The sequence below is a fragment of the Pseudomonas sp. B21-036 genome (assembly GCF_024748925.1).
GTDB lineage: Bacteria > Pseudomonadota > Gammaproteobacteria > Pseudomonadales > Pseudomonadaceae > Aquipseudomonas > Aquipseudomonas palmensis.
The window spans coordinates 574,079-596,253 of record NZ_CP087178.1 but is presented as its reverse complement, the minus strand read 5'-3'; the positions used below and the strand labels follow the sequence as shown (position 1 = coordinate 596,253).

The window sequence follows — 22,175 nt, the reverse complement described above, 5'->3', positions numbered from 1 at the left end:
CATTTGGCTAGGAAGGGATATCTCGTGCGTTGGCTCAGGATTGCCATTGGACTCACCGTCAGCCTGCTGACTCTGCTCTGCCTGTTCCCGGCCACGGCCGATTCGGGCAGTGGGTGGTCGGTATTGCTCGACGATCAGGCCAACCTGCAACTGAGCGACATCCGTTCCGAGCGTTACCGTAACCAGTTCAGTCCCATCGAGCTCAACCAGCTCGATGCCGCCGAGCCCCAGCAGGCGCTCTGGCTGCATTACCACCTGCCCCCACACCAGCCCGAACAGGTACTGCGCCTGTTCGCCCCGGACCTGTCGCACCTGAACCTGTATGTGGTCGACGGCGCCCGGCTGATCGAGCAGTCCCACAACGGCCGCCCGGACACCAACGGCCCGGTGAGCCTGACCACCAACGATCACCTGCTGGCGGTGCCGAGCAGCGACCAGGCCCAGGACCTCTACCTGCGGCTGGTCTCCGAGCACCAGCTGCGGCCCGGCATCAGCCTGATGCCCGCCGTGAGCGCCGCCGCCGACCAGCGCCAGCCACTGCTGTTCGGGTTGCTGTTCGGCTGCATGGGCATGCTGATCCTGCACAACCTGGTGCGCTTCGGCTATTCGCGCTCCACCAGCAGCCTGTGGCTGGCCGGCTACCACAGCCTGATGCTGCTCAGCGCGCTGATCCTGCTCAACCTGAGCGGGCCGTGGAACCTCTGGCAGACCTCGCAGACCCCGGCCGCCTACCTCACCGCCCTGCTCGCCAGCCTCTGCGGGCTGGCCTTCACCCTGCGCTTCTTCGCCCCCCTGCAGCAGCCGCGCCTGGCCCGCCTGCTGCAAGGCGAGATCCTGCTGATCGCCATCGGCGGCCTGTTGCTGCTGTTCGTCGACACCTTGCCGTTGAACCTGGCCACCTACGCGCTGGTGGCCCTGGCCAGCCTGAGCATGCTGATCACGGCCGTTTGCCACTGGGTGCGCGGCTTCGCCCCGGCGCGCCTGTTCAGCCTGGCCATGCTGGTGTTCAACCTGGGCTGCCTGGTGGTGCTGCCGGCGCTGCTGGGCCTTACCCGCACCCCCACCGAATGGCTGCTGTTCATCCTGCTGGGGTTCACCGCCTTCACCGGCCTTCTGCTCAACATGGCCCTGGGCGAGCGCCTGCGCAGCATCAGCGAGGCGCGCTTCAGCGCCAGCCGCGAGCTGGCCGCCAGCACCGCCGAAATCAACGCCAAGGCAGAGTTTCTGGCACGCATCAGCCACGAGATCCGCACCCCGATGAACGGTGTGCTGGGCATGACCGAACTGCTGCTGGGCACCCCGCTGTCGGTCAAGCAGCGCGACTATGTACAGACCATCCACAGTGCCGGCAACGAGCTGCTGACCCTGATCAACGAGATCCTCGACATCTCCAAGCTCGAGTCCGGCCAGATCGAGCTGGATGACGTGCAGTTCGACCTCAACGCCCTGATCGAGGACTGCCTGAGCATCTTCAGGGCCAAGGCCGAACAGCAGAACATCGAACTGATCAGCTTCACCCAGCCGCAGGTGCCGCGGGTCATCAGCGGTGACCCCACGCGCCTGCGCCAGGCCCTGCTGAGCCTGCTGGAAAACGCCCTGAAAAAGACCGAGCAGGGCGAGATCCTGCTGGTGGTGGCACTGGACCAGCGCGGCAGCAGCCCGCGCCTGCGCCTGGCCGTGCAGGACAGCGGCGAACCGATCCCGCCCAGCGAGCGCGAGGCACTGCTGCAGGCCGAGTTGCACAGCGAGCACGTGCTGTCGAGCAACAAGCTCGGCGGCCTGCTGGGCCTGGTGATCGCCAAGCAACTGATCGCCCTGATGCAGGGCGAGTTCGGCATCAAGACCAGCCACAACCAGGGCAACACCCTGTGGATGACCCTGCCGCTGGACCCGCAGCGCCTCGAACAGCCCGCCGCCGACCTCGACGGCCCGCTGCGCGATGCCCGGGTGCTGGTGGTGGACGACAACGACACCTGCCGCAAGGTGCTGGTGCAGCAGTGCAGCGCCTGGGGCATGAACGTGAGCGCCGTGCCCTCGGGCAAGGAAGCCCTGGCCCTGCTGCGCACCAAGGCGCACCTGCGCGACTACTTCGATGCCGTGCTGCTCGACCAGAACATGCCCGGCATGACCGGCATGCAACTGGCCGCCAAGATCAAGGAAGATCCGAGCCTGAACCACGACATCCTGATCATCATGCTCACCGGCATCACCAATGCGCCGAGCAAGGTCATCGCCCGCAACGCCGGGGTCAAGCGCATCCTGGCCAAGCCCGTGGCCGGCTACACCCTCAAAACCACCCTGGCCGAAGAACTGGCCCAGCGCAGCAAGGGCCAGATGCTCGGCATGCAGCCGCCCAGCCTGGCCACCCCGCTGGACGTGCCCGCCGACTTCCGCATCCTGGTGGCCGAAGACAACAACATCTCCACCAAGGTGATCCGCGGCATGCTCGGCAAGCTCAACCTGGAGCCCGACACCGCCAGTAACGGCGAGGAAGCCCTGCAGGCCATGAAGGCGCAGCGCTACGACCTGGTGCTGATGGACTGCGAGATGCCGGTGCTGGACGGTTTCTCGGCCACCCAGCAGCTGCGCGCCTGGGAGGCGGTCAGCCTGCGCCCGCGCACGCCGGTGGTGGCGCTGACCGCGCACATCCTGGCCGAGCACAAGGAGCGCGCACGCCAGGCCGGCATGGACGGGCACATGGCCAAGCCGGTGGAGCTGTCGCAACTGCGCGAACTGATCGAATACTGGGTGGCCCACCGCAAGCCCCACGAGCAGCCCGACAACGCGCCCGTCCCCCACTGATACACTTGCCCAACGCCCCCTTTGCCGCGAGCCCACGCCATGCTCCATGAGTTGTTCAGCGTCTACCTGAAGATGCTCGTGCTCTACAGCCCGTTCTTCGTCCTGTCCTGCTTCATCAGCCTGACCCGCGGCCACTCCAGCAAGGAGCGCAAGCAGCTGGCCTGGCGCGTGGCGCTGGCGGTACTGATCGCCAGCGTGCTGCTGTACCTGTTCGGGCGGGCAATCTTCGGCATCTTCGGCATCACCCCCGACGCGTTTCGCATCGGCGCCGGCAGCGTGCTGTTCATCTCGGCGCTGGGCATGGCCCAGGGCAAGTCGGCGGTCAACACCGACAACGTGCAGCAGGACGTGACCATCGTGCCGCTGACCATCCCGCTGACCGTCGGCCCCGGCACCATCGGTGCGCTGCTGGTGATGGGCGTCAGCCAGCCGCACTGGGACGACAAGCTGCTGGCCATCGTGAGTATCGCCCTGGCCAGCTTCACCGTTGGCCTGGTGCTGTTTCTGTCGCACCGCATCGAACGGCTGCTTGGCGACCAGGGCCTGCAGATCGTCAGCCGGCTGATGGGCCTGTTCGTGTGCGCCCTGGCGGCGCAGATCATCTTCACCGGGATCAAGGGCTACCTGGTGCTCTAGCCCCTACCGGTCCTGGAAGAAACCTTCCGAGAGTGCCCGGGTCTGGGCCAGTACGAACGTGCGATGGCTCGCGTACGCCTGGCGATCGAACAGGTAGCAGCCACCATGGGGCGTCAGGGTCACGTAGCGCCGGTAGGTATCGGTCAGAAAGCCGTGTTCGACGTCCACTTCAAAGCGCATCACCAGCCCGCAGAAACACAGCATGGGCTGGTTGCGTCGATCGGTGAAACAGGGCGTGACCTTGCAGTGCATGGCCTTCTCCACGTCGCGCCTGGGCATGGCCGAAGACTCGAAGTGGCGCCGGGCCTTGGTCTCCAGGTCGAGGTCGCGCAGCGACTGGCTGATCACCTGGTGAAACAGCACCTCGGCGTCCCGCTGTACCACCGTGACCTCGAAGGCACGCACCTGCGCCAGGTCGTGGGCAGCCGTGGACACCGACGACAGAAAGCTGATCAGGCGGCAACCATGCCGCAAAAGGCAGGCATGGTGGAACTCATTCCAGGCCTGCGGCGAGGCATGCTGGCCAACCGCTTTGCTGGCGTACATCTCGGCGTACACCATCAGGTCCATCATGTCCTGCATGTCGGCAGGGTCCATGCCCTCACCGAACGACACCCGGTTGTCGCCGATTACCTGCGAACGTTCAGTGGAGGTCATGGGTGCCCCCTTGCAGCGAGCCGTCGGCCTTGGCCTTGGCCTGCGGCACCACCCGCCTGAGCACAACGACATCGTCCTCCAGGGCTGCCACCGTCATCTCGCGCAGTCGCGCATAGCGCGCAACCGACAACTGCTTGTGGCTGTAGAAGAACAGCGCGTCGCCCGGGCTGTCGACCCCACAGAACGTCTGGTGCAGAAAGTCCTGCTGAAGCGGCACCACCAGCGCCAGGCTCACAAACAGGCTGAACACCTGGTCTGGCGCGGTGCACGCACTGAGCTGGAAGTTGATCGCCGTGCGCTGGCTGGCCTGGCTGTGCGCGAGCACCTGGGCACGAAACAGCTGGCGCGCCGGGTGCTCGTAGGCCAGTTCGCAAATCTGCTCCAGCATGTCGGTCATTTGCCGCACGATGGCCGCAGGCAACTTCTTCTTCAGGTGCCTGGTCACCAGCGCGACGATGCTCAGGTCATCCAGGCCGGCGAACCTGGATACATCGGACTGCACGGTCTGGGTGCTCCACATGAGCTGGCCCAGGCCGTCCACATTGCGCTTGAACCAGGCCCGGGGGTTGGCGGTGACCAGGCCGTCCTGGTTGGCCGACACCTGCGCCAGCAAGTGGGAGTTCAATACATCATCCCTGTCCGGTGCGCTCAACCCGCCGGGAAATGAAATCAGCTGCGCACCATTGACCCATGTCTCGTACTGCATTGCCATGCCTCGACTCCTTGAGGATAGCGGCACCGGCGCCTTGACACCGGTGCCGGTAGAATTACTTCTTCTTGATTTTCCTGAAGAAGTTATCCGAGGAAATACCCATGTAGTCGTGGATGTCGTCTTTGTTGCGCTGATAGACACGTTCGTTCCAGTTGACCATGGTGGCCACCTGAGTGATGTCCATGGTTTCGTTGTCCCACTTCCAGAACAGTGCGCCGCCCTTGTCGGTACGCTTGTTGTATTCAAGCCCGATGAACAGTGTCACGGCTTCGCCGTTATCCGTTTCAAGGCACGGCAGAATGCGGCAGCTGTCCTTGCTCGCGCCGGTGCTGTTGTTGTTGAACAGGGTGATCATGTCCTCGTCGCCCTTGAGCTTGTCGAGGGCCCTGGAAACCAGCGGGATCATGGCGGCTGCGTTGCCACCGGCCACCGAGGCGACGATTTCCAGCACCACGCTGTCCATGGTGATGTCGCGCTTGCTGGTGTTGTAGCTCTGACGGTCCGAACTGGTCATGAACCAGCCGGCGTGCAGCATGGCCTCCCGGTAGGCTGCCAGCCATTGCAGGGGCTGCTCCTGGATACTGCCCGAGGTGTTGGCCACCATCTCGGCGAACAGGGTGGCGTCCTTGGCCATCTGGCGCTTGTCCGCCGACAGCTTGTCGGCAAAGGTCAGAATCGTCGGGCCTTCGCTGGTCATCAGTGCCACTTCGCCCGCTTCGTCATCGAGCCCTTCACTGGCCAGCAGCCCGCGCATGGACAGCGGCGAATGCTGAAGATCCGGTACTTCCAGGTTGCTGAAGAATTCAGCGCTTTTTTCCGCGCAGGGAAACACAGTCGAGTTATCCATAACATCATCCTTGTTCAGTTTTGGTTTGCCGCGGCACAGCCAGGCCACTGCAAACTATCACCGGGCCTGCATGAAAAAAGGTGCGCCCGTTTCCAGGCGCACCTTTCTTTCCCTACGAGACCCTGTGGCTATCCAGGGCGGCCGGCGCCATACCAACGCGGCGTGTACACCCACTCGCCACCGTCGGCACGCGCGAAGGTGCAGGTGGTGGACGACCCCACCAGCACCATGGTGCGCATGTCCACCTGCTCTGGCGTCAGCTCGCCCAGGGTCAGGGTGCGCAGGGTCTGGCCGGGGCGGCCGATGTCACGGCCCAGCACCACCGGGGTGGCTGGCGTGCGGTGCTGGCGCACGATCTCCAGGGCACGCCCCAGCTGCCAGGGCCGCGAGCGCGAGATCGGGTTGTAGAAGGCCAGCGCCAGGTCGGCCTGGCAGGCGAGGTCCAGGCGTTTCTCGATGATGTCCCAGGGCTTGAGGTTGTCCGACAGCGACAGCACGCAGAAGTCATGCCCCAGCGGCGCACCGGCCTGCGCGGCGGTGGCCAGCGAGGCCGAGACGCCCGGCAGCACCTGCAGCTCGACGCTGTGCCACTGCGGGTCCGTCGACTCGTGCAGGGCTTCGAGCACCGCCGCTGCCATGGCGAACACGCCCGGGTCGCCCGACGATACCACCACCACCGAGCGGCCTTGCGCGGCCAGCTCGAAGGCATGCCGTGCGCGCTGCATTTCTTCGCGGTTGTCGGTGCAGTGCAGCACCTGATCGGCGCGGAACGGGCCGGCCATGCGCACATAGGTTTCATAACCCAGCACGTCATTGGCGCGTGCCAGCTCGGCCTTGACCGCCGGCACCATCAGGTCGGCGGCGCCCGGGCCCAGGCCGATCACCGCCAGGCGGCCACGGGCGCGCCCGATCCGTTGCGGGTCGATCGGCTGGCCGGCCACCGCAATCGCCACGCCCTCGCCTGCGCACTGCGGCGCCAGCAACTGCGGCCAGGCCTGCGCGGCCAGCTCGGCAACGCTGCCGGCCGCCGGGGCGAAGCGCAACGGCACGCCCAGCTCGGCCGCTGCCGCGTGCAACGCCGGGCTGGCCATCTCGCTGTCGGCCGCCAGCAGGCAGGCCAATGCCGGCTCGGCGATCTTCGCGCGGTGCAGCGCCGCACGCACCGCCGCGGCCAGCTCCGGCACCTGGGCACTCACGGCCACCAGCACGCAGCGCGGGTAGATCACCAGCTCGTTGGCGTCGGCCTCACGTGCATCGCAGCCCACGTGAATGGCCAGCTGCGCCTGCTCGCTCTGCGGCAGTTGCGCCTGTTCCAGCCACGGCGCGGCGCCATCGATGCGCACGCTTTCACCGGCCAGCAGGTCGGACACGAAACGCTTGCCCAGCTCCAGGTCGGCCAGCGCATAACCACTGGGCGGGTTGAGCAGGCAGGTGCCGAAGCGCAGCTCGCCGCTGGTGGTGATGGCCGGCGCCACGCCGAGGCCGGCGGCGATCTCGCGGGCCAGCCCGTTGACCCCGCCCAGCCCGCCCAGCAGCGGCACCACGGCGCTGCCGTCTTCGGCCACGGCCAGTACCGGCGGTTCGGCGCCCTTCTCCAGCAACACGCTGGCCAGGCTGCGAATCACGATGCCGGCGGCGCACAGGGCAATGATCGGGGTGTCCTGCTGGTACAACTGGCGCAGGGTGGCGCCGAAGTCCTGGTAGCTGCGGTCCGTGCCCTCGACCCGCCCGGCCAGGCCGTGGATCAATGCATCGGGGCACAGCTGCTGGAGCCTGCGGGCAGTGGCCAGGCTGCCCTTGCCCAGGATCACGATGGCCGGTGCGTGAGATGTCATCACCCTTGCCACCGTTCACCCGGCACGATGATCAGCGAGAAGTATGGCGAGGACTGCGGGTCGACCGCATCCAGCGCCACGATCTTCTGGTTGGCCATGGTCGCGCGCTCCACGTACAGCGCTCGCTCGGCCAGGCCCAGTTCGGCCAGCACCTGGCGCACCTTGGGGAAATTGCGCCCCAGCTTCATGATCACCGCCGCGTCGGCATCGGCCAGGCGGCGCTTGAGCTCGTCGGCCGGCAGCACGCCCGACAGCACCGACAGGCTCTGGTTGCGGTACACCAGTGGCGCGCCGAGTACCGAGGCGCCCCCGAGCATCGAGCACACGCCGGGGATCACCTGGGCCTCGTAGCGCTCGGCCAGGCGGTCGTGCAGGTACATGTAGGAGCCATAGAAGAACGGGTCGCCTTCGCAGATCACCGCCACGTCGCGGCCGGCATCCAGGTGCGCGGCCACTTCCAGGCTGGCGCCGTCGTAGAAGTCGCTGATCACCTGTTCATACGACAGCGGCGCCGGCAGTGCCTCGGTGGTCACCGGGTACACCAGCGGCAGCAATGTCTGCGCCTGCTGCAGGTGCGCCTCGATGATGCCGAAGGCATTGCCGCGCTTGCCCTTGGCCACGAAATACGCCACCACTGGCGCCTCGCGCAGCAGGCGCAGCGCCTTGACCGTGATCAGTTCGGGGTCGCCGGGGCCCACGCCCAGGCCAAGCAGTCGTCCGCGTGGCTGCATCATTCGACCTCCGTGGCCAGGGCATTGACCGCCGCTGCTGCCATCGCGCTGCCGCCCAGGCGGCCCTCGACGATCACGAACGGCACGCCACGGCTGTCGGCCGCGAGCATCGCCTTGGACTCGGCCGCGCCGACGAAACCGACCGGGAAACCGAGGATCAGCGCAGGCTTCGGCGCCCCTGCATCGATCATCTCGAGCAGGTAGAACAATGCGGTCGGCGCATTGCCGATCACCACCACGCTGCCTTCCAGGTGCGGGCGCCACAGCTCCAGGGCCACCGCCGAGCGGGTGTTGCCCAGCTCCTTGGCCAGGCCCGGCACGCTGTCGTCGCGCAGGGTGCAGATCACCTCGTTGTTGGCCGGCAGGCGTGCACGGGTGATGCCTTCGGCGACCATGCGCGCATCGCACAGGATCGGCGCACCGTTGGCCAGCGCCTCGCGCCCGGCCTTGCCGGCGCCTTCGCTGAAGCGCAGCTTGTCGACCACCTCGACCATGCCGCAGGCATGGATGACCCGCACCGCGAGTTTTTCCAGGTCGGCCGGGATCCGCTCCAGGCGAGCCTCCTGGCGAATGATGGCGAAGGAGTTGCGGTAGATCTCCTGGCCGTCGCGGATGTAATCAATCATCGGGGTTGCTCCGTAGGCGGGCGTCGAGTTGCGCGCCCGCTTCTTTCAATGTCAGGTTGCGCCCGCCAGGGGCGCCCAGGCCCGGCTGCGCCGGGTCGTGAAAATACAGGTCGTAATGCCCGGGCCCGACCGCCAGCAGGGTGGCCGGTGCACGGTGGGCCAGCGCGCAGGAACGCGCGCAGCCGCTCAGGTGAATGCCGGCCACCGGGCCCGGCTCGCGCAGCAGCGCCGCCAGCTGCACGGCGTCGGCCTTGGTGTCGGCCAGGGCCTTGGCGCAGCCGGCCGAACCGGTGCAGGCCACCATGCGCGCCAGCGGCCGCGCCGGGTCGCACAGCAAGCCCAGCGCTGCCAGCCCGGCCAGCGCCTGCTCGGCGTCGCTGGCGGCAAGATTGGGCAGAAGCAGGCTTTGCCAGGGCGTCATGCGCAGGCTGGCGTCGCCCAGGCTGCTGGCCAGGTGCGCGGCGCCACGCAACTGCGCGGCGCTCAGGCGCCCCAGCGGTGCGGCGGCGCCCACCGCGACCCTGCCCGTCTGGCGCTGTGGGTAGACACCCAGATGGCGGGCCTGGTCACGTCGCGGCCGGCGCCAGCCCAGCACCGCGTGGTCGCGGCGCAGCGCCACGCCAAGGCCCTGCACGAACGCCTCGCTGCCGCATTCGGCCAGCAACTGGCGCATGCGCGTCTGCTGCGCACTGGCCAGGTCGAGAAACCGCTGCAACACCGCCAGCACCAGCGCGTGCCCATCGGCCAGCGGCACCGCGCCCAGCGCACCCTCCTCGGCCGGGCAGCCGGCCAGGCCGAAGGCCAGCCACACCTCGCCGTCCAGGCGCAGTGCCGACAGCCACAGGTCGTGGGGGTGGGTGAGCATGGCCAGGTCTTCGCCAGCGTCCAGTTGCACGGCGAACTTGGCAGACAACTGATGAAAGCGCTCGCAGGTCTGCAGCGATTCGAGGATCTGCCCCGCCAGCGCCCGGCTGTCGAACAGCATGGCCGGGTCGAGACCGGCCGCCGGGCTGAGCATCAGGTTGCGCACATCGTCGCCCGCCGCCTGGCGCGGGCCCAGGCCGGCGTCGAGCAGGCATGCCACCAGCCCGGCGTGGTCGGCACCGATGCCGCGAATCTGCAGGTTGCTGCGGTTGGTTACCTCGATCACGCCGCCGGCAAAGCGCTCGGCGGCGTCGGCCACTGCGTGTGCCTGGGCCGCGCTCAGGGTGCCGGCGTCGAGCTTGATGCGTGAAATTCCGCCGTCCAGCGCCTGCACGATACGCCACAACCCCGGGCAGGCCGAGGGGCGAAGAGCTGGAGTGGGCAGGGGTTGCGGCAAGGGATCACCCGGCAATCGTCAAAAGGCGCTGGTAGCACAAAGGCGCGGTATTATGCCTGCTTTGTCCGTCGGCAGGCTAAGCCAGCCGGTCGGATAGGCAAGCGAAGAGGAACGGCATGGCGCCCTGGTTGACGGTAGTAGGTATTGGCGAAGACGGCTTCACGGGCCTGGGCAAACAGGCACGGCATGCCCTGCTGCGAGCCACCAAGGTGTTCGGCAGCCCGCGCCAGCTGGCCCTGCTGCCCCACTGCTCGCGCGCCGAACGGGTCGCCTGGCCCAGCCCGTTTTCCCTGGCGCCGCTGCTGGCCGAACGTGGCGAGCCGGTGTGCGTGCTGGCCAGCGGCGACCCGATGCTCTACGGCGTAGGCGCCAGCCTGGCGCGCCAGCTGCCGGCCGAGGCCATGCGGGTGCTGCCTGCCCCGTCTTCCTACTCGCTGGCCGCCGCCCGCCTGGGCTGGCCCCTGCAGGACGTGGTCACGCTGTCGGTGGTAGCGCGCCCGGTCGCCGCCGTGGCCGCCCACCTGTACAGCGGCCAGCGCCTGCTGGTGCTGAGCAATGACCGCAGCAGCCCCGCCGCCCTGGCCGCCCTGTTGTGCGAGCGCGGCTTCGGCCCCAGCCACCTGAGCGTGCTGGAGCACCTGGGCGGCGCCGACGAACGGCGCATCGATGCCCGTGCCGATGGCTGGCAGGACGCCGACTTCGCCGACCTCAACCTGGTGGCCATCGACTGCCGGGCCGGCGCCGATGCACCGCGCCTGTCGCCGCTGGCCGGCCTGCCCGATTCGGCCTTCGCGCACGACGGGCAGATCACCAAGCGCGACGTGCGCGCCATCACCCTCGCCCGCCTGGCCCCGCAGCCGGGCGAGCTGCTGTGGGACGTGGGCGCCGGCAGCGGCTCGATCGGCATCGAATGGATGCGCGCCCACCCCAGCTGCCGGGCACTGGCCATCGAGGCCGACGCCGGCCGCCAGCAACTGATCGAACACAACCGCGACGCCCTGGGCGTGCCTGGCCTGCAACTGGTGCGCGGGCGCGCCCCGCAGGCGTTGCAGGGCCTGGAACGGCCCCACGCGATCTTCATCGGTGGCGGCGTGACCCGCGAGGGCGTGCTGGACGAATGCTGGGCGCACCTGCGCCCCGGTGGCCGGCTGGTGGCCAATGCCGTGACCCTGCAGAGCGAGACCCTGCTGATGAGCTGGCGCGAACGTCATGGCGGCGAGCTCACCCGTATCCATGTGGCCCAGGCGCAGCCGCTGGGCGAGTTCGACACCTGGCGCCAGGCGCTGCCGATCACCCTGCTTGATCTGGTAAAGCCCCTCGATGCGTGACGAAACCGCAGAACAGCCGGCGCCGCTGCGCAGCGGCCTGACCACGGGCAGCTGCGCCACTGCCACCAGCCTGGCGGCGGCGCGCCTGCTGTTGAGCGGGCAATGCGACGACGCGGTGCACATCACCCTGCCCAAGGGCAGACAGGTGCAGATGCGCCTGGAGTTCTGCCGGCTGGCCGGGCCAGGCGCCGAAGCCGGCACCCTCAAGGATGCCGGCGACGACCCCGACGTGACCCATGGCGCGCTGCTCTACAGCCAGGTGCGGCTGCTGGCCGAGCCGGGCGTACGTTTTGTCGCCGGCATCGGCGTGGGCACCGTGACCCGCCCCGGGCTGGTGCTGGGGGTGGGCGAGCCGGCGATCAACCCGGTGCCGCGGCGCATGATGACCGAGCACCTGCAGCGTCTGGCGCTGGAGTGCGATTACGCGGGGGGCTTCGAGGTCACCGTGAACGTGCAGGACGGCGACAGCCTGGCCCTCAAGACCATGAACCCGCGCCTGGGCATCCTCGGCGGGCTGTCGATTCTGGGCACCAGTGGCATCGTGCGGCCGTTTTCCTGCGCGGCCTACATTGCCTCGATCCACCAGGGCATCGACGTGGCCAAGACCAATGGCTACGAACACATTGCCGCGTGTACCGGCAATGCCAGCGAAGACACCATGCGCCGGGTCTACGGCATTCCCGACATCGCCCTGATCGAGATGGGCGATTTTGTCGGCGCGGTGCTCAAGCACCTGCGCAAGGTGCCGGTTGGCAAGCTGAGCATCTGCGGCGGCTTCGGCAAGATCAGCAAACTGGCGGCCGGGCACATGGACCTGCACAGCCGGCATTCGAGCATCGACCTGCCACAACTGGCTGGCTGGGCAGCGGCGGTAGGTGCCGACACCGCGTTGCAGGCAGCGATCATCGGCGCCAACACCAGCCAGCAGGCGTTGGCCCTGGCCAGTGCGGCGGGGGTCGGGCTGGGGGATGCGGTGTGCGAGCACGCGCTGGCTTTCGCCCGTAGCGTGGTGCCGGCGCAGGTACAGGTGGAGGTGTTCGCCATCGACCGCCAGGGCGGCATCGTCGGCCGGGCGGGTGTTCGATGAGCCGGCGCATCCTGTTGCTGGGCGGCGTGACCGAGGCGCTGTTGATAGCCCGTCAGCTGGGCCCGCAGCACGTCTACAGCCTGGCCGGTATCGGCCGGGTGCCCAGCGACCTGGCGTGCCAGGTGCGGGTGGGCGGCTATGGTGGGGCCGAGGGCCTGGCCGCTTACCTGCGGGCCGAAGGCATCGGTCTGGTGATCGACGCGACCCACCCGTATGCGGCGCAGATCAGCCGCAATGCGGCGCAGGCAGCGCGCCTGGCCGGGGTTGAATGCTGGGCGTTGCGGCGCCCGGCGTGGCAGGCGCAGGCCGGTGACGACTGGCGGGAAGTGGCGGACTGGACGCAGTTGATCGAGGCATTGAAACCGTTTCGCCGGCCCTTGTTCACCCTGGGGCGCGAGCCGTTGCAGCACCTGCACGAGATACCCGCGCAGCAGTTCTGGACCTTGCGCGCGCTGGAGGCGTGCGAGGGGAATGCGCGATGCGAAGTGATCGGCGCGCGGGGGCCGTTTCGCCTGGAGGATGAACGGGCGTTGTTCGAGCGTTGCCGGGTGGATGTGCTGATCAGCAAGAACAGTGGCAGCGCCGCGACCGAACCCAAGCTCGAAGTGGCGCGCGAGCGGGGTGTGCCGGTACTGATCCTGAAGCGGCCGGCGCTGGCGGGGGTGGATCGGGAGTTCGTGGGCGTCGCCGATGTGCTGGCGGCGCTTTGACGGGTGCACACAGCTCCAGAGTCGATCAAAAAAGGCTGACACAAGGTCAGGGGAAGGATAGATGCGCTGTCGACGCAGTTACCCCACCTGCGACACTCCATCACACCCCGGCTTTTTTACATATACTTCGACATCTGGCTAAATAGCCCCACTCGATTCCTGACCGGATCTCCCCATGCCCGCACACCGGCTCGCCTACGCCTGGATCGCCTGCTTCGCAGTGCTGTTCAATCTGCTGGCCATGCCGTTGTCCGCCGCCGCTGCAAAAGCCCAACCCGAACAACTGCTGTGGGGCACCTTCTGCTCCAGCGGCGTGACCAAGATGATCGCCATCTCGCTGAATGCCCCCGACGGCCAACAGCAGAACGACGACCACTCCACCATGCAGCACTGCTGGTGCTGCTCCGGCACTGCCCCGCTGCTGGCCCTGCCCGGCCACCCGCCACGGCTGGTGACGTCCGAGCACACCCTCAACACCCCGTCACCGCTACTCGCCAGCTACCACCCCACGCCACGCCAGCAATGGCCCGCGCTCAATCCCCGCGCCTCCCCCCAGGCCTGAGTTCACTACGCTACCAGTTGCGAACCTGACCCGAACGGAGATTGACCATGCTCAAGAACGCCCTGCTGCTGGCCGCCCTGCTGCTGCCCGCCACCTTTGCCAACGCCCATGAATACACCGTGGGCGACCTGCATATCGCCCACCCGTGGTCGCAGGAGCTGCCACCCAACGCCCCCAACGTGGCCGCCTATTTCATCGTGCACAACAACGGCAAGAGCGCCGACCGCCTGCTCGGCGTCGACAGCCCGATCACCGACAACGCCGAACTGCACGAGCATGTGCACAAGGACGGCCTGATGAAGATGCAGCAGGTGCAGGGTGTCGACATCCCCGCCGGCGCCGACCTGGTGTTCGCCCCCGGCGCCTACCACGTGATGCTGATGCAGCCCAAGGACCGCAGCCTGCTCAGCGACGGCAAGCGCTTCCCGCTGACCCTGCATTTCCAGAAGGCCGGCAACATCACGGTCGAAGTGGCCGTGCAGAAACAGGCCCCCGAGGGCACCGCCCACAGCCATTGATTCGCTGACGGCTGCACGCCATGCGCCTGCCCCGTGGCAGGCTCGCCCGCCCCGCTGACCTCCAACGAGCACGCGGCAGCTGGCTGAGCCTGTTCGCCATGTTGATGATCTTCATCGGCCCACTGGTCTCCCAGTCGATGCCGATGGATCACCGTGCCTCCATGCCCGGCATGGACATGGCCATGGACTGCCACTCAGGCAGCCACGCCAGCAGCCCTGCCGACAACCCGGCAGCGCTGCACGTCATCTGGGAAAAGTGCGGCTACTGCAGCCTGTTCTTCCACTGCCCGGCGCTGCCGCAGACGCTCAGCCTGCTCGACACCGAGGCCGTCTCGCCCCACACCACCCTGCGCGCCCAGCCGCGCCAGGGCCATGCTCGCCAGGCCATCTTCCCCGGCGCCCGCAGCCGCGCGCCACCTGCCCACATCGTCGTCTGAACCCACTTTGCATGCGCCCCAGGGCCCGGCTTGCTGCCGAGGCTCTTGCGCACCCTCACGACCACACGATGTTGGAAATACTATGTCCGGCTCTACCGTTACCCTGCGCCTGTCGCTGCAAGGCACCATCGCCCTGCTGTGCGGCACCCTGTTCAGCCACGTGGCCCTGGCCGCCGACAGCGGCCACGAAGGCCACGACCACGCCGAACTGAGCCCCACGGTGATCACTGCCGTGGCGCCCAGCTCGCCGCTGACCATCGTCACCAACCCCAAGGACCCACGCCAGCCGGTACCGGCCAGCGACGGCGCCGACTACCTCAAGACCATCCCGGGCTTCTCGGCCATCCGCGCCGGTGGCACCAACGGCGACCCGGTGCTGCGCGGCATGTTCGGCTCGCGCCTGAACATCCTTACCAACGGCGGCGTGATGCTCGGCGCCTGCCCCAACCGCATGGACGCACCCACCTCGTACATCTCGCCGGAAACCTACGACCGCCTCACCGTGATCAAGGGCCCGCAGAGCGTGCAGTGGGGCCCCGGCGCCTCGGCCGGCACCATCCTCTTCGACCGCGAGCCCGAACAGTTCGGCGAGCTGGGCAGCCGCGTCAACGCAAGCCTGCTGGCCGGCTCCAACGGGCGCTTCGACAAGGTGCTGGATGCTGCGGCAGGCAACGCACAGGGCTATGCACGCTTTGTCGGCAACCAGTCGCGCTCCGACGACTACAAGGACGGCAACGGCGACACCGTGCCCTCGCGCTGGGACAAGTGGAACGGTGACGTGGCCCTGGGCTGGACCCCGGATGCCGACACCCTGCTCGAACTCACTGCCGGCAAGGGCGATGGCGAGGCGCGCTATGCCGGGCGCGGCATGGACGGTTCGCAGTTCAAGCGCGAAAGCCTGGGCCTGCGCTTTGAGAAATCCAACCTGGGCGGGGTGCTCGACAAGCTCGAAGCCCAGGTCTACTACAACTACGCCGACCACGTGATGGACAACTACAGCCTGCGCACCTCGCCCACCAGCGGCATGATGGCCGGGCCGATGGTCAGCAACGTCGACCGCCGTACCCTCGGCGGGCGGCTCAAGGCCACCTGGCGCTGGGAGGACGTGACCCTGGTCAGCGGTGTCGATGCGCAGACCAACGAACATCGCCAGCGCGGCGGCATGGGCGTGGATGCGCACAAGGCCGAGCCCTGGACCAAGGACGCGGACTTTCACAACTACGGCGTGTTCGGCGAGCTGACCTGGGAAACCTCCAGCCAGGACCGCCTGGTCAGCGGCGCGCGCCTGGACCGCGCCTCGGCCAAGGATTTTCGTGAAGCCAGCGCCACCCGCGGCAACACCCGCGCCGACACCCTGCCCAGCGGGTTCGTGCGCTACGAGCACGACCTGCTCGACCTCCCGGCCACCACCTATGTGGGCCTGGGCCATGCCCAGCGCTTCCCCGACTACTGGGAGCTGTTCTCGCCCAAGTCGGGCCCGGCCGGCTCGCTCAATGCGTTCGACTCGATCAAGCCGGAGAAGACCACTCAGCTGGACGTGGGCATCCAGTACAAGACCGAGCAGCTCGAAGCCTGGGCCTCGGGCTATGTCGGCCAGGTGCGCGACTACATCCTGTTCGACTACCGTCCCGGCATGATGGGCATGCTCAGCTCCCAGGCGCAGAACATCGATGCCCGTATCATGGGCGGCGAGCTGGGCGCGGCCTATCAGTTCGCGCCCAACTGGAAAGCCGACGCCACCCTGGCCTACGCCTGGGGCAAGAACAGCAGCGATGGCAAGGCGCTGCCGCAGATGCCGCCGCTGGAAAGCCGCCTGGGCCTGACCTACAGCCGCGACGCCTGGAGCGCCGGTGCGCTGTGGCGCCTGGTCTCGGCGCAGAACCGCATCGCGGAGGGTTCCGGCAACGTGGTGGGCAAGGACTACGAGAAAAGCGCAGGCTTCGGCGTGTTCTCGCTCAACGGCGCCTACCGCGTGAGCAAGAACATCAAGCTCAGTGCCGGCGTCGACAACCTGTTCGACAAGGCCTACGCCGAGCACCTGAACCTGGCGGGCAATGCCGGCTTCGGCTACCCGGCCAGTGATCCGCAGGCGATCAACGAGCCAGGGCGTACCCTCTGGACCAAGGTCGACCTGAGCTTCTGATGCACCACACGGGCGCGGCCACTGGCCGCGCCCTCTGGCAGACCGGCGGCGCCAACCTGAGCCCTGCTCATGCAGCACATGAGCACGCTGCGCTACCGCCAATCGGCAAAATGTTACATTATACGCCCCGAAAAACACCCGCCTCGAACCCGGCGCACCGACGCGCCCGGGCCTTATGGACAAGCGATTTCCCTTCCGATGAACAAGTACCTGATCGGCTCCCTGAGCCTGCTGGCCGCGTGCGATTGCGCCCTGGCCAACACCCTGACCCTGCCTGCCGGCACCATCACCGCCACGGCCGACGCCGAACAGCGGGTCAGCCTCGATACCCCGACCAGCGCCGGTTCGCGCCTGAACCTGAACGCCCTGCAAACCCCGGGCAGCGTCGAGAGCCTGAGCGGCGAGCAGGTACGCGCACGTGGCGATCGCAGCGTACAGGACGGCGTGTCGCGCAGTACCGGCATCAGCCGCACCGGCACCCCGGGCGATGGCGGCACCTCGCTGCAGGCCCGCGGCTTCACCGGGCAGAGCTCGGTGATGCAGCTGTTCGACGGCAACCGCATGTACACCGGCATGGGCACCGTGACCTTCCCGGTAGACACCTGGTCGGTGGAACGCATCGACGTTCTGCGCGGCCCGGCCTCGGTGCTGTATGGCGAAGGCGCCACCGGTGCGGTGGTCAACGTGGTGCCGAAAAAGCCCTTCGAGGGCGAGATCGTCAACCACCTGCGCCTGGGCTACGGCAACCACGACAGCCAGCAGACCGCCCTCGACAGCGGCGGCTCGCTCACCGACAGCCTGAGCTACCGCCTGAACATCAACCAGCTGCGCAGCAACGGCTGGATCGACCACGGCGACTCCAGCAGCACCGCCATCAGTGCGGCGCTGCGCTGGCAGGCCAATGACGACCTGGCCTTCACCCTGGCGCACGACTATGGCGACCAGAAGCCGATGAACTACTTCGGCACGCCGCTGATCAACGGCCACCTGCGCGAGAGCCTGCGCGACAAGAACTACAACATCAGCAACGACAAGCAGCACTACAACGACCAGTGGACGCGCCTGACCACCGAGTGGCAGATCAGCGACAGCGTCAGCTCCACCAACGAGCTGTACTACCTCAAGGCCAACCGCCGCTGGCAGAACGCCGAGAACTACACCTGGGATGCGGCCAGCCAGCAACTGCTGCGCAGTGGCAACTTCGGCATCAAGCACCAGCAGGAGCAGGTGGGTGATCGCCAGACCTTCACCTTCAGGCACAGCCTGTTCGGCCTCGACAGCCAGACCCTGGTGGGCGCCGACTACAACCGCATCCGCTTCCAGCTCAACAGCAACGCGCCGTTCAACGACAGCATCGTCGGCGGCGAGCCGATCGACCTGCGCCACCCGCAGCGCAGCGGCTTTGCCAGCGATTCGGCGTACCGTCCGCAGTTCGACAGCCTGACCCACCAGTTCGCGCTGTTCGCCGAAAACCGCCTGCAGCTCACCGAGCGCCTGTCGCTGGTGACGGGCGTGCGCCGCGACGTGGTGCACCTGGACCGCAACGACCTGCGCAGCGAAGTGACCGCCAACACACGCAGCGACACCAGCCTGGACGGCAACAACTGGAAGGCTGGGCTGGTGTTCGCCCTCACTCCCGAAACGTCGCTGTATGCCCAGCACGCCACCAGCACCGATGGCGTTGGCGGCTTGATCTCGCTGAGCCCCGACCAGCAGCAGTACGGCCTGGCCAAGGCGCGCCAGACCGAAGTCGGGGTCAAGCAGCAGTTCTGGCAGCAGCGTGGCGAATGGACCCTGGCGGCATACCACATCGTCAAGAAGGACCTGCTCACCGACGACCCGTCGCAGATCGGCACCGGCCGGCAACTGCAGGTGGGCAAGCAGTCGTCCGACGGCATCGAGGCCAGCCTGGACCTGCAGCTGCCGCACGACTGGCAGGTACAGGCCAACGCCGCGTTCGTGCGTGCACGCTATGACGAATTCGAGCAGGAGGTGAACGGCGTGATGGTATCGCGGGCCGGCAACCGCCCCACCGACGTACCGGGGCGCACCGCCAACCTGTGGCTGAGCAAGGGCCTGACCGACAGCCTGCGCGCCGGCGCCGGGGTGCGCTATGTGGACGGGCGCTATGCCGACATGGGCAACACTACCCGGCTGCCGAGCTACACTGTGGTGGATGCCTCGGTGGCATGGCAGGTGCTCAGCGATACCACGCTGGGCCTGCAGTTGAACAACCTGTTCGACCGTCGGTACGCGCAAAGTCAGTACAATGACGGCCAGCAATGGATCCTGGGTGAGCCGCGCTCGTTCTTCGTGACGGCCGACTACACCTTCTGACCGCGTCGCCCCATTCGCCGGCAAGGCCGGCTCCTACACACCACACCGGTCCTGCAGGAGCCGGCCTTGCCGGCGAAGGGGCCCGAATAGACGACACATGACCACCCTGAATATCCACAACCTGCACTGGTCCCCCAAAGGCCACGGCCACTGCCACCACCAGTTCCAGCTGCGTGGCGTCGACCTGCAGGTGCGCCCCGGCGAATTCGTCGGCCTCATTGGCCCCAACGGCAGCGGCAAGACCAGCCTGCTGCGGTGCGCCTACCGCTTCAACGCGCCCGAACGCGGGCACATCACCCTCGACGACCACAACCTCTGGCAACAATCGCCGCGCTGGTGTGCCCAGCGCATCGCGGTGGTGCTGCAGGAGTTCCCCGACGCGTTTGGCCTGAGCGTGGCCGAAGTGGTCGCCATGGGGCGCATTCCGCACCAGGGCCTGTTCGACGGCGACAGCAGCCAAGACCGCCAGCGTGTGCAGCAGGCGCTGCTCGACGTCGGCCTGCACGGCTTCGACGACCACGCCTTCGCCACCCTTTCGGGCGGTGAAAAGCAGCGCGTGATCCTGGCCCGCGCCCTGGTGCAGCAACCGCGCGTACTGATCCTCGACGAACCGACCAACCACCTCGACCCGCGTTACCAACTGGCCCTGCTGCACCAGGTGCGCCAGCTGCGCATCGCCACCCTGGCCAGCATCCACGACCTGAACCTGGCCGCGGCCTTCTGCGACCGCCTGTACGTGCTCGACCACGGCCGCATCGTGGCCAGCGGCACGCCGCACCAGGTCCTCACCGCCGAGCTGCTGCGCGAGGTGTTCGGCGTTCAGGCGCTGATCGACCGCCACCCGCTGGCCGACCATCCACGCATCACCTGGATAGCCCCCCAATGATTCGATCCGCCCTGCTTGCCGCGCTGCTGCTGGTCGCCGGCCCGGCCCTGGCCGAGGCCACGCGCTACCCGCTCACGGTGCACAGCTGCAACCGCGAGGTGACCTTCGCCAAGGCCCCCGAACGCGCCCTGAGCCACGACATCAACATGACCCAGATGATGCTCGCCCTGGGCCTGCGCACGAAGATGGTCGGCTACAGCGGCGTCAGCGGCTGGAAGGCAGTGACCCCGGCGCTGCGCAAGGAACTCGACGGCCTGCCGGAGCTGGCCAGCAAGTACCCTTCGGTGGAAACCCTGCTCAACGCCAACGTCGACTTCTTCTTCGCCGGCTGGGACTACGGCATGCGCGTGGGCGGCGACCTCACCCCGCAGAGCCTGGCGCCGCTGGGCATCGCGGTGTACGAGCTGACCGAGTCGTGCGCGTTCGTGATGAAGCGTCCGCCGGCGAGCCTGGACGACACCTACACCGACCTGCGCAACCTGGGCCGGATCTTCGACGTGCAGGCCCGCGCCAGCCAGCTGATCGAGCAGATGCAGCAGCGCGTGGCCAGCGTGCAGCAGCACCTGCCGGCGCAGCGCCCGCGGGTGTTCCTGTATGACAGCGGCGAAGACCGCGCCATGACCTCCGGGCGCCTGGGCATGCCCGAGGCGCTGATCAACGCTGCCGGCGGGCGCAACATCCTCGATGACATCGAGGCCAGCTGGACCCGCGTGAACTGGGAAAGCGTGGTCGAACGCAACCCCGAGGTGATCGTGATCGTCGACTACGGCGAGATCACCGCCGCGCAGAAGCAGCAGTTTCTGGAACAGCACCCGGCCCTGCAATCGGTCGACGCGGTGCGTAACCGGCGCTTCGTGGTCATCCCCTATGTGGCCGCCACGCCGAGCCTGGAAAACGTCGAGGCGATCGAGGCCATCGCCAAGGGCCTGCACGGCGCATGAACACTCGCTATCGCCTGATGCTGCTGGCGCTGAGCGGCCTGCTGCTGGTGTCGTGCGTGCTCTCGCTGGGGTTCGGTTCGGCCCCGGTGCCGGTCGAGGTGGTCGCCCGGGTGCTGCTGTTCAAGGTGTTCGGTATTGCCCCCGAGGTGCCCGCCTGGACCGCCGGCCAGGAACATATCGTGTGGCTGATCCGGGTGCCGCGCATGCTCCTGGGCGCGCTGGTGGGCGGCGGCCTGGCGATGATCGGCGCGGTGCTGCAGGCGGTCACGCGCAACCCGCTGGCCGACCCGCACCTGCTCGGCGTGACCTCCGGCGCCACGCTGGGTGCGGTGTTGGTGGTGCTGCATGTGGGTGAACTGATCGGCGTGCTGACCCTGCCGCTGGCAGCCTTTGTCGGCGCGCTGTGCAGCATGCTGCTGGTGCTGGCGATTGCCAGCCGGCATGGCCGCCTGGACAGCGACCGCCTGTTGCTGTGCGGGGTGGCCGTGGCCTTCGTGATGATGGCGCTGGCCAACCTGCTGCTGTTCATGGGCGATCATCGTGCAAGCTCTGCGGTGATGTTCTGGATGCTCGGCGGCCTGGGCCTGGCGCGCTGGGAGCTGCTGGCGGTGCCGGCAGCCAGCGTGCTGCTGGGGCTGGGCCTGCTGCTGGGCATGGCACGCGCGCTCAATGCGCTGATGGCCGGCGAGCAGACCGCCGTGACCCTGGGCCTGAACGCACGCTCGGTGCGCCTGCTGGCGTTTCTGATCTGCTCGCTGCTGACCGGCGTGCTGGTGGCGATCAGCGGTTCCATCGGCTTTGTCGGCCTGATGGTGCCGCACATTGCGCGGCGTCTGGTGGGCGCCGAGCACCGCCGGCTGCTGCCGGTGTCGCTGCTGCTGGGCAGCCTGTTCCTGATCTGGGTGGATGTGGCCGCACGCACCCTGATCGCCCCTGAAGACCTGCCCATCGGCATCGCCACGGCGGCCATCGGCGGGCTGTTCTTCATCGGCATGATGCGCCGGCGCTGAACTGCTGCCTGGCGCTGAGCCCTTGCCTGGCCGGGAAATCCTGCCTTGA

At 67.7% G+C, this 22,175-nt stretch carries 20 protein-coding genes; 13 read left to right on the top strand and 7 right to left on the bottom strand.

Features of this window, described 5'->3' with window-relative positions; translation table 11 throughout:
* Positions 1-24 precede the first annotated feature (24 nt).
* Positions 25-2,802, top strand: coding sequence for a hybrid sensor histidine kinase/response regulator (locus LOY33_RS02710; protein ID WP_043860474.1), 2,778 nt, complete (start codon positions 25-27; stop codon positions 2,800-2,802).
* A 39-nt stretch (positions 2,803-2,841) separates the two neighbouring features.
* On the top strand, positions 2,842-3,438 hold the full coding sequence (locus LOY33_RS02705; RefSeq protein WP_043860475.1) for a MarC family protein: 597 nt from the start codon (positions 2,842-2,844) through the stop codon (positions 3,436-3,438).
* Positions 3,439-3,441: 3 nt separating this feature from the next.
* Here LOY33_RS02705 and LOY33_RS02700 read toward each other — a convergent pair whose 3' ends face one another.
* From LOY33_RS02700 to cobG, 7 genes are all read right to left on the bottom strand, one after another.
* Positions 3,442-4,095, bottom strand: coding sequence for a hypothetical protein (locus tag LOY33_RS02700; RefSeq protein ID WP_043860476.1), 654 nt, complete (start codon positions 4,093-4,095; stop codon positions 3,442-3,444).
* On the bottom strand, positions 4,082-4,807 hold the full coding sequence (locus tag LOY33_RS02695) for a hypothetical protein (protein WP_258661206.1): 726 nt from the start codon (positions 4,805-4,807) through the stop codon (positions 4,082-4,084). Before LOY33_RS02695 ends, LOY33_RS02700 begins: the two co-directional genes overlap by 14 nt.
* A 55-nt stretch (positions 4,808-4,862) precedes the next feature.
* Positions 4,863-5,654: a hypothetical protein gene (locus tag LOY33_RS02690; RefSeq protein WP_058541565.1), complete on the bottom strand. Its 792-nt coding sequence runs from the start codon at positions 5,652-5,654 to the stop codon at positions 4,863-4,865.
* A 128-nt stretch (positions 5,655-5,782) separates the two neighbouring features.
* Positions 5,783-7,489, bottom strand: coding sequence for a precorrin-3B C(17)-methyltransferase (cobJ, locus tag LOY33_RS02685; RefSeq protein ID WP_258661200.1), 1,707 nt, complete (start codon positions 7,487-7,489; stop codon positions 5,783-5,785).
* Complete coding sequence (locus LOY33_RS02680; protein WP_054916149.1) at positions 7,489-8,220, bottom strand: precorrin-2 C(20)-methyltransferase; 732 nt, start codon at positions 8,218-8,220, stop codon at positions 7,489-7,491. The genes cobJ and LOY33_RS02680 overlap by 1 nt, the downstream gene beginning before the upstream one ends.
* On the bottom strand, positions 8,220-8,846 hold the full coding sequence (locus tag LOY33_RS02675) for a precorrin-8X methylmutase (protein WP_054916150.1): 627 nt from the start codon (positions 8,844-8,846) through the stop codon (positions 8,220-8,222). Before LOY33_RS02675 ends, LOY33_RS02680 begins: the two co-directional genes overlap by 1 nt.
* Positions 8,839-10,182 (bottom strand): precorrin-3B synthase, encoded by a 1,344-nt coding sequence (gene cobG / locus LOY33_RS02670; protein WP_258661177.1) that lies wholly within the window; start codon positions 10,180-10,182, stop codon positions 8,839-8,841. The genes LOY33_RS02675 and cobG overlap by 8 nt, the downstream gene beginning before the upstream one ends.
* A 101-nt stretch (positions 10,183-10,283) precedes the next feature.
* Between cobG and cbiE the strand changes: the two genes are divergently transcribed.
* The 11 genes from cbiE to LOY33_RS02615 all read left to right on the top strand — a co-directional run bounded on the left by cbiE (position 10,284) and on the right by LOY33_RS02615 (position 22,126).
* On the top strand, positions 10,284-11,495 hold the full coding sequence (gene cbiE, locus LOY33_RS02665) for a precorrin-6y C5,15-methyltransferase (decarboxylating) subunit CbiE (protein ID WP_258661165.1): 1,212 nt from the start codon (positions 10,284-10,286) through the stop codon (positions 11,493-11,495).
* Complete coding sequence (locus tag LOY33_RS02660) at positions 11,488-12,582, top strand: cobalt-precorrin-5B (C(1))-methyltransferase (RefSeq protein WP_258661163.1); 1,095 nt, start codon at positions 11,488-11,490, stop codon at positions 12,580-12,582. Before cbiE ends, LOY33_RS02660 begins: the two co-directional genes overlap by 8 nt.
* Entirely contained in the window at positions 12,579-13,292 is a 714-nt protein-coding gene (locus LOY33_RS02655) for a cobalt-precorrin-6A reductase (protein ID WP_054916152.1), read from the top strand. The genes LOY33_RS02660 and LOY33_RS02655 overlap by 4 nt, the downstream gene beginning before the upstream one ends.
* 175 nt (positions 13,293-13,467) lie before the next feature.
* Positions 13,468-13,854: a DUF2946 domain-containing protein gene (locus LOY33_RS02650; protein ID WP_054916153.1), complete on the top strand. Its 387-nt coding sequence runs from the start codon at positions 13,468-13,470 to the stop codon at positions 13,852-13,854.
* 47 nt (positions 13,855-13,901) lie between these two features.
* A complete protein-coding gene (locus LOY33_RS02645) occupies positions 13,902-14,372 on the top strand; it encodes a copper chaperone PCu(A)C (protein ID WP_043863478.1) in 471 nt (156 codons plus the stop codon).
* A gap of 20 nt (positions 14,373-14,392) precedes the next feature.
* Positions 14,393-14,809, top strand: coding sequence for a DUF2946 domain-containing protein (locus LOY33_RS02640; protein ID WP_054916154.1), 417 nt, complete (start codon positions 14,393-14,395; stop codon positions 14,807-14,809).
* A gap of 82 nt (positions 14,810-14,891) precedes the next feature.
* On the top strand, positions 14,892-16,952 hold the full coding sequence (locus LOY33_RS02635; protein ID WP_043863480.1) for a TonB-dependent copper receptor: 2,061 nt from the start codon (positions 14,892-14,894) through the stop codon (positions 16,950-16,952).
* Positions 16,953-17,150: 198 nt separating this feature from the next.
* Complete coding sequence (locus LOY33_RS02630) at positions 17,151-19,289, top strand: TonB-dependent siderophore receptor (protein WP_258661155.1); 2,139 nt, start codon at positions 17,151-17,153, stop codon at positions 19,287-19,289.
* Positions 19,290-19,386: 97 nt separating this feature from the next.
* Entirely contained in the window at positions 19,387-20,175 is a 789-nt protein-coding gene (locus LOY33_RS02625) for an ABC transporter ATP-binding protein (protein ID WP_100632896.1), read from the top strand.
* Complete coding sequence (locus tag LOY33_RS02620) at positions 20,172-21,116, top strand: ABC transporter substrate-binding protein (RefSeq protein ID WP_058541574.1); 945 nt, start codon at positions 20,172-20,174, stop codon at positions 21,114-21,116. The genes LOY33_RS02625 and LOY33_RS02620 overlap by 4 nt, the downstream gene beginning before the upstream one ends.
* Entirely contained in the window at positions 21,113-22,126 is a 1,014-nt protein-coding gene (locus LOY33_RS02615; protein ID WP_043863484.1) for an iron ABC transporter permease, read from the top strand. The genes LOY33_RS02620 and LOY33_RS02615 overlap by 4 nt, the downstream gene beginning before the upstream one ends.
* Positions 22,127-22,175 lie beyond the last annotated feature (49 nt).

What these genes read in the sequence shown, in the direction of transcription:
- LOY33_RS02705 (WP_043860475.1), top strand. Translation starts at nt 2,842, where the DNA reads ATGCTCCATGAGTTGTTCAGCGTCTACCTGAAGATGCTCGTGCTCTAC.
- LOY33_RS02700 (WP_043860476.1), bottom strand. Translation starts at nt 4,095, where the DNA reads ATGACCTCCACTGAACGTTCGCAGGTAATCGGCGACAACCGGGTGTCG.
- LOY33_RS02695 (WP_258661206.1), bottom strand. Translation starts at nt 4,807, where the DNA reads ATGGCAATGCAGTACGAGACATGGGTCAATGGTGCGCAGCTGATTTCA.
- LOY33_RS02690 (WP_058541565.1), bottom strand. Translation starts at nt 5,654, where the DNA reads ATGGATAACTCGACTGTGTTTCCCTGCGCGGAAAAAAGCGCTGAATTC.
- cobJ (WP_258661200.1), bottom strand. Translation starts at nt 7,489, where the DNA reads ATGACATCTCACGCACCGGCCATCGTGATCCTGGGCAAGGGCAGCCTG.
- LOY33_RS02680 (WP_054916149.1), bottom strand. Translation starts at nt 8,220, where the DNA reads ATGCAGCCACGCGGACGACTGCTTGGCCTGGGCGTGGGCCCCGGCGAC.
- LOY33_RS02675 (WP_054916150.1), bottom strand. Translation starts at nt 8,846, where the DNA reads ATGATTGATTACATCCGCGACGGCCAGGAGATCTACCGCAACTCCTTC.
- cbiE (WP_258661165.1), top strand. Translation starts at nt 10,284, where the DNA reads ATGGCGCCCTGGTTGACGGTAGTAGGTATTGGCGAAGACGGCTTCACG.
- LOY33_RS02660 (WP_258661163.1), top strand. Translation starts at nt 11,488, where the DNA reads ATGCGTGACGAAACCGCAGAACAGCCGGCGCCGCTGCGCAGCGGCCTG.
- LOY33_RS02655 (WP_054916152.1), top strand. Translation starts at nt 12,579, where the DNA reads ATGAGCCGGCGCATCCTGTTGCTGGGCGGCGTGACCGAGGCGCTGTTG.
- LOY33_RS02650 (WP_054916153.1), top strand. Translation starts at nt 13,468, where the DNA reads ATGCCCGCACACCGGCTCGCCTACGCCTGGATCGCCTGCTTCGCAGTG.
- LOY33_RS02645 (WP_043863478.1), top strand. Translation starts at nt 13,902, where the DNA reads ATGCTCAAGAACGCCCTGCTGCTGGCCGCCCTGCTGCTGCCCGCCACC.
- LOY33_RS02640 (WP_054916154.1), top strand. Translation starts at nt 14,393, where the DNA reads ATGCGCCTGCCCCGTGGCAGGCTCGCCCGCCCCGCTGACCTCCAACGA.
- LOY33_RS02635 (WP_043863480.1), top strand. Translation starts at nt 14,892, where the DNA reads ATGTCCGGCTCTACCGTTACCCTGCGCCTGTCGCTGCAAGGCACCATC.
- LOY33_RS02630 (WP_258661155.1), top strand. Translation starts at nt 17,151, where the DNA reads ATGAACAAGTACCTGATCGGCTCCCTGAGCCTGCTGGCCGCGTGCGAT.
- LOY33_RS02625 (WP_100632896.1), top strand. Translation starts at nt 19,387, where the DNA reads ATGACCACCCTGAATATCCACAACCTGCACTGGTCCCCCAAAGGCCAC.
- LOY33_RS02620 (WP_058541574.1), top strand. Translation starts at nt 20,172, where the DNA reads ATGATTCGATCCGCCCTGCTTGCCGCGCTGCTGCTGGTCGCCGGCCCG.
- LOY33_RS02615 (WP_043863484.1), top strand. Translation starts at nt 21,113, where the DNA reads ATGAACACTCGCTATCGCCTGATGCTGCTGGCGCTGAGCGGCCTGCTG.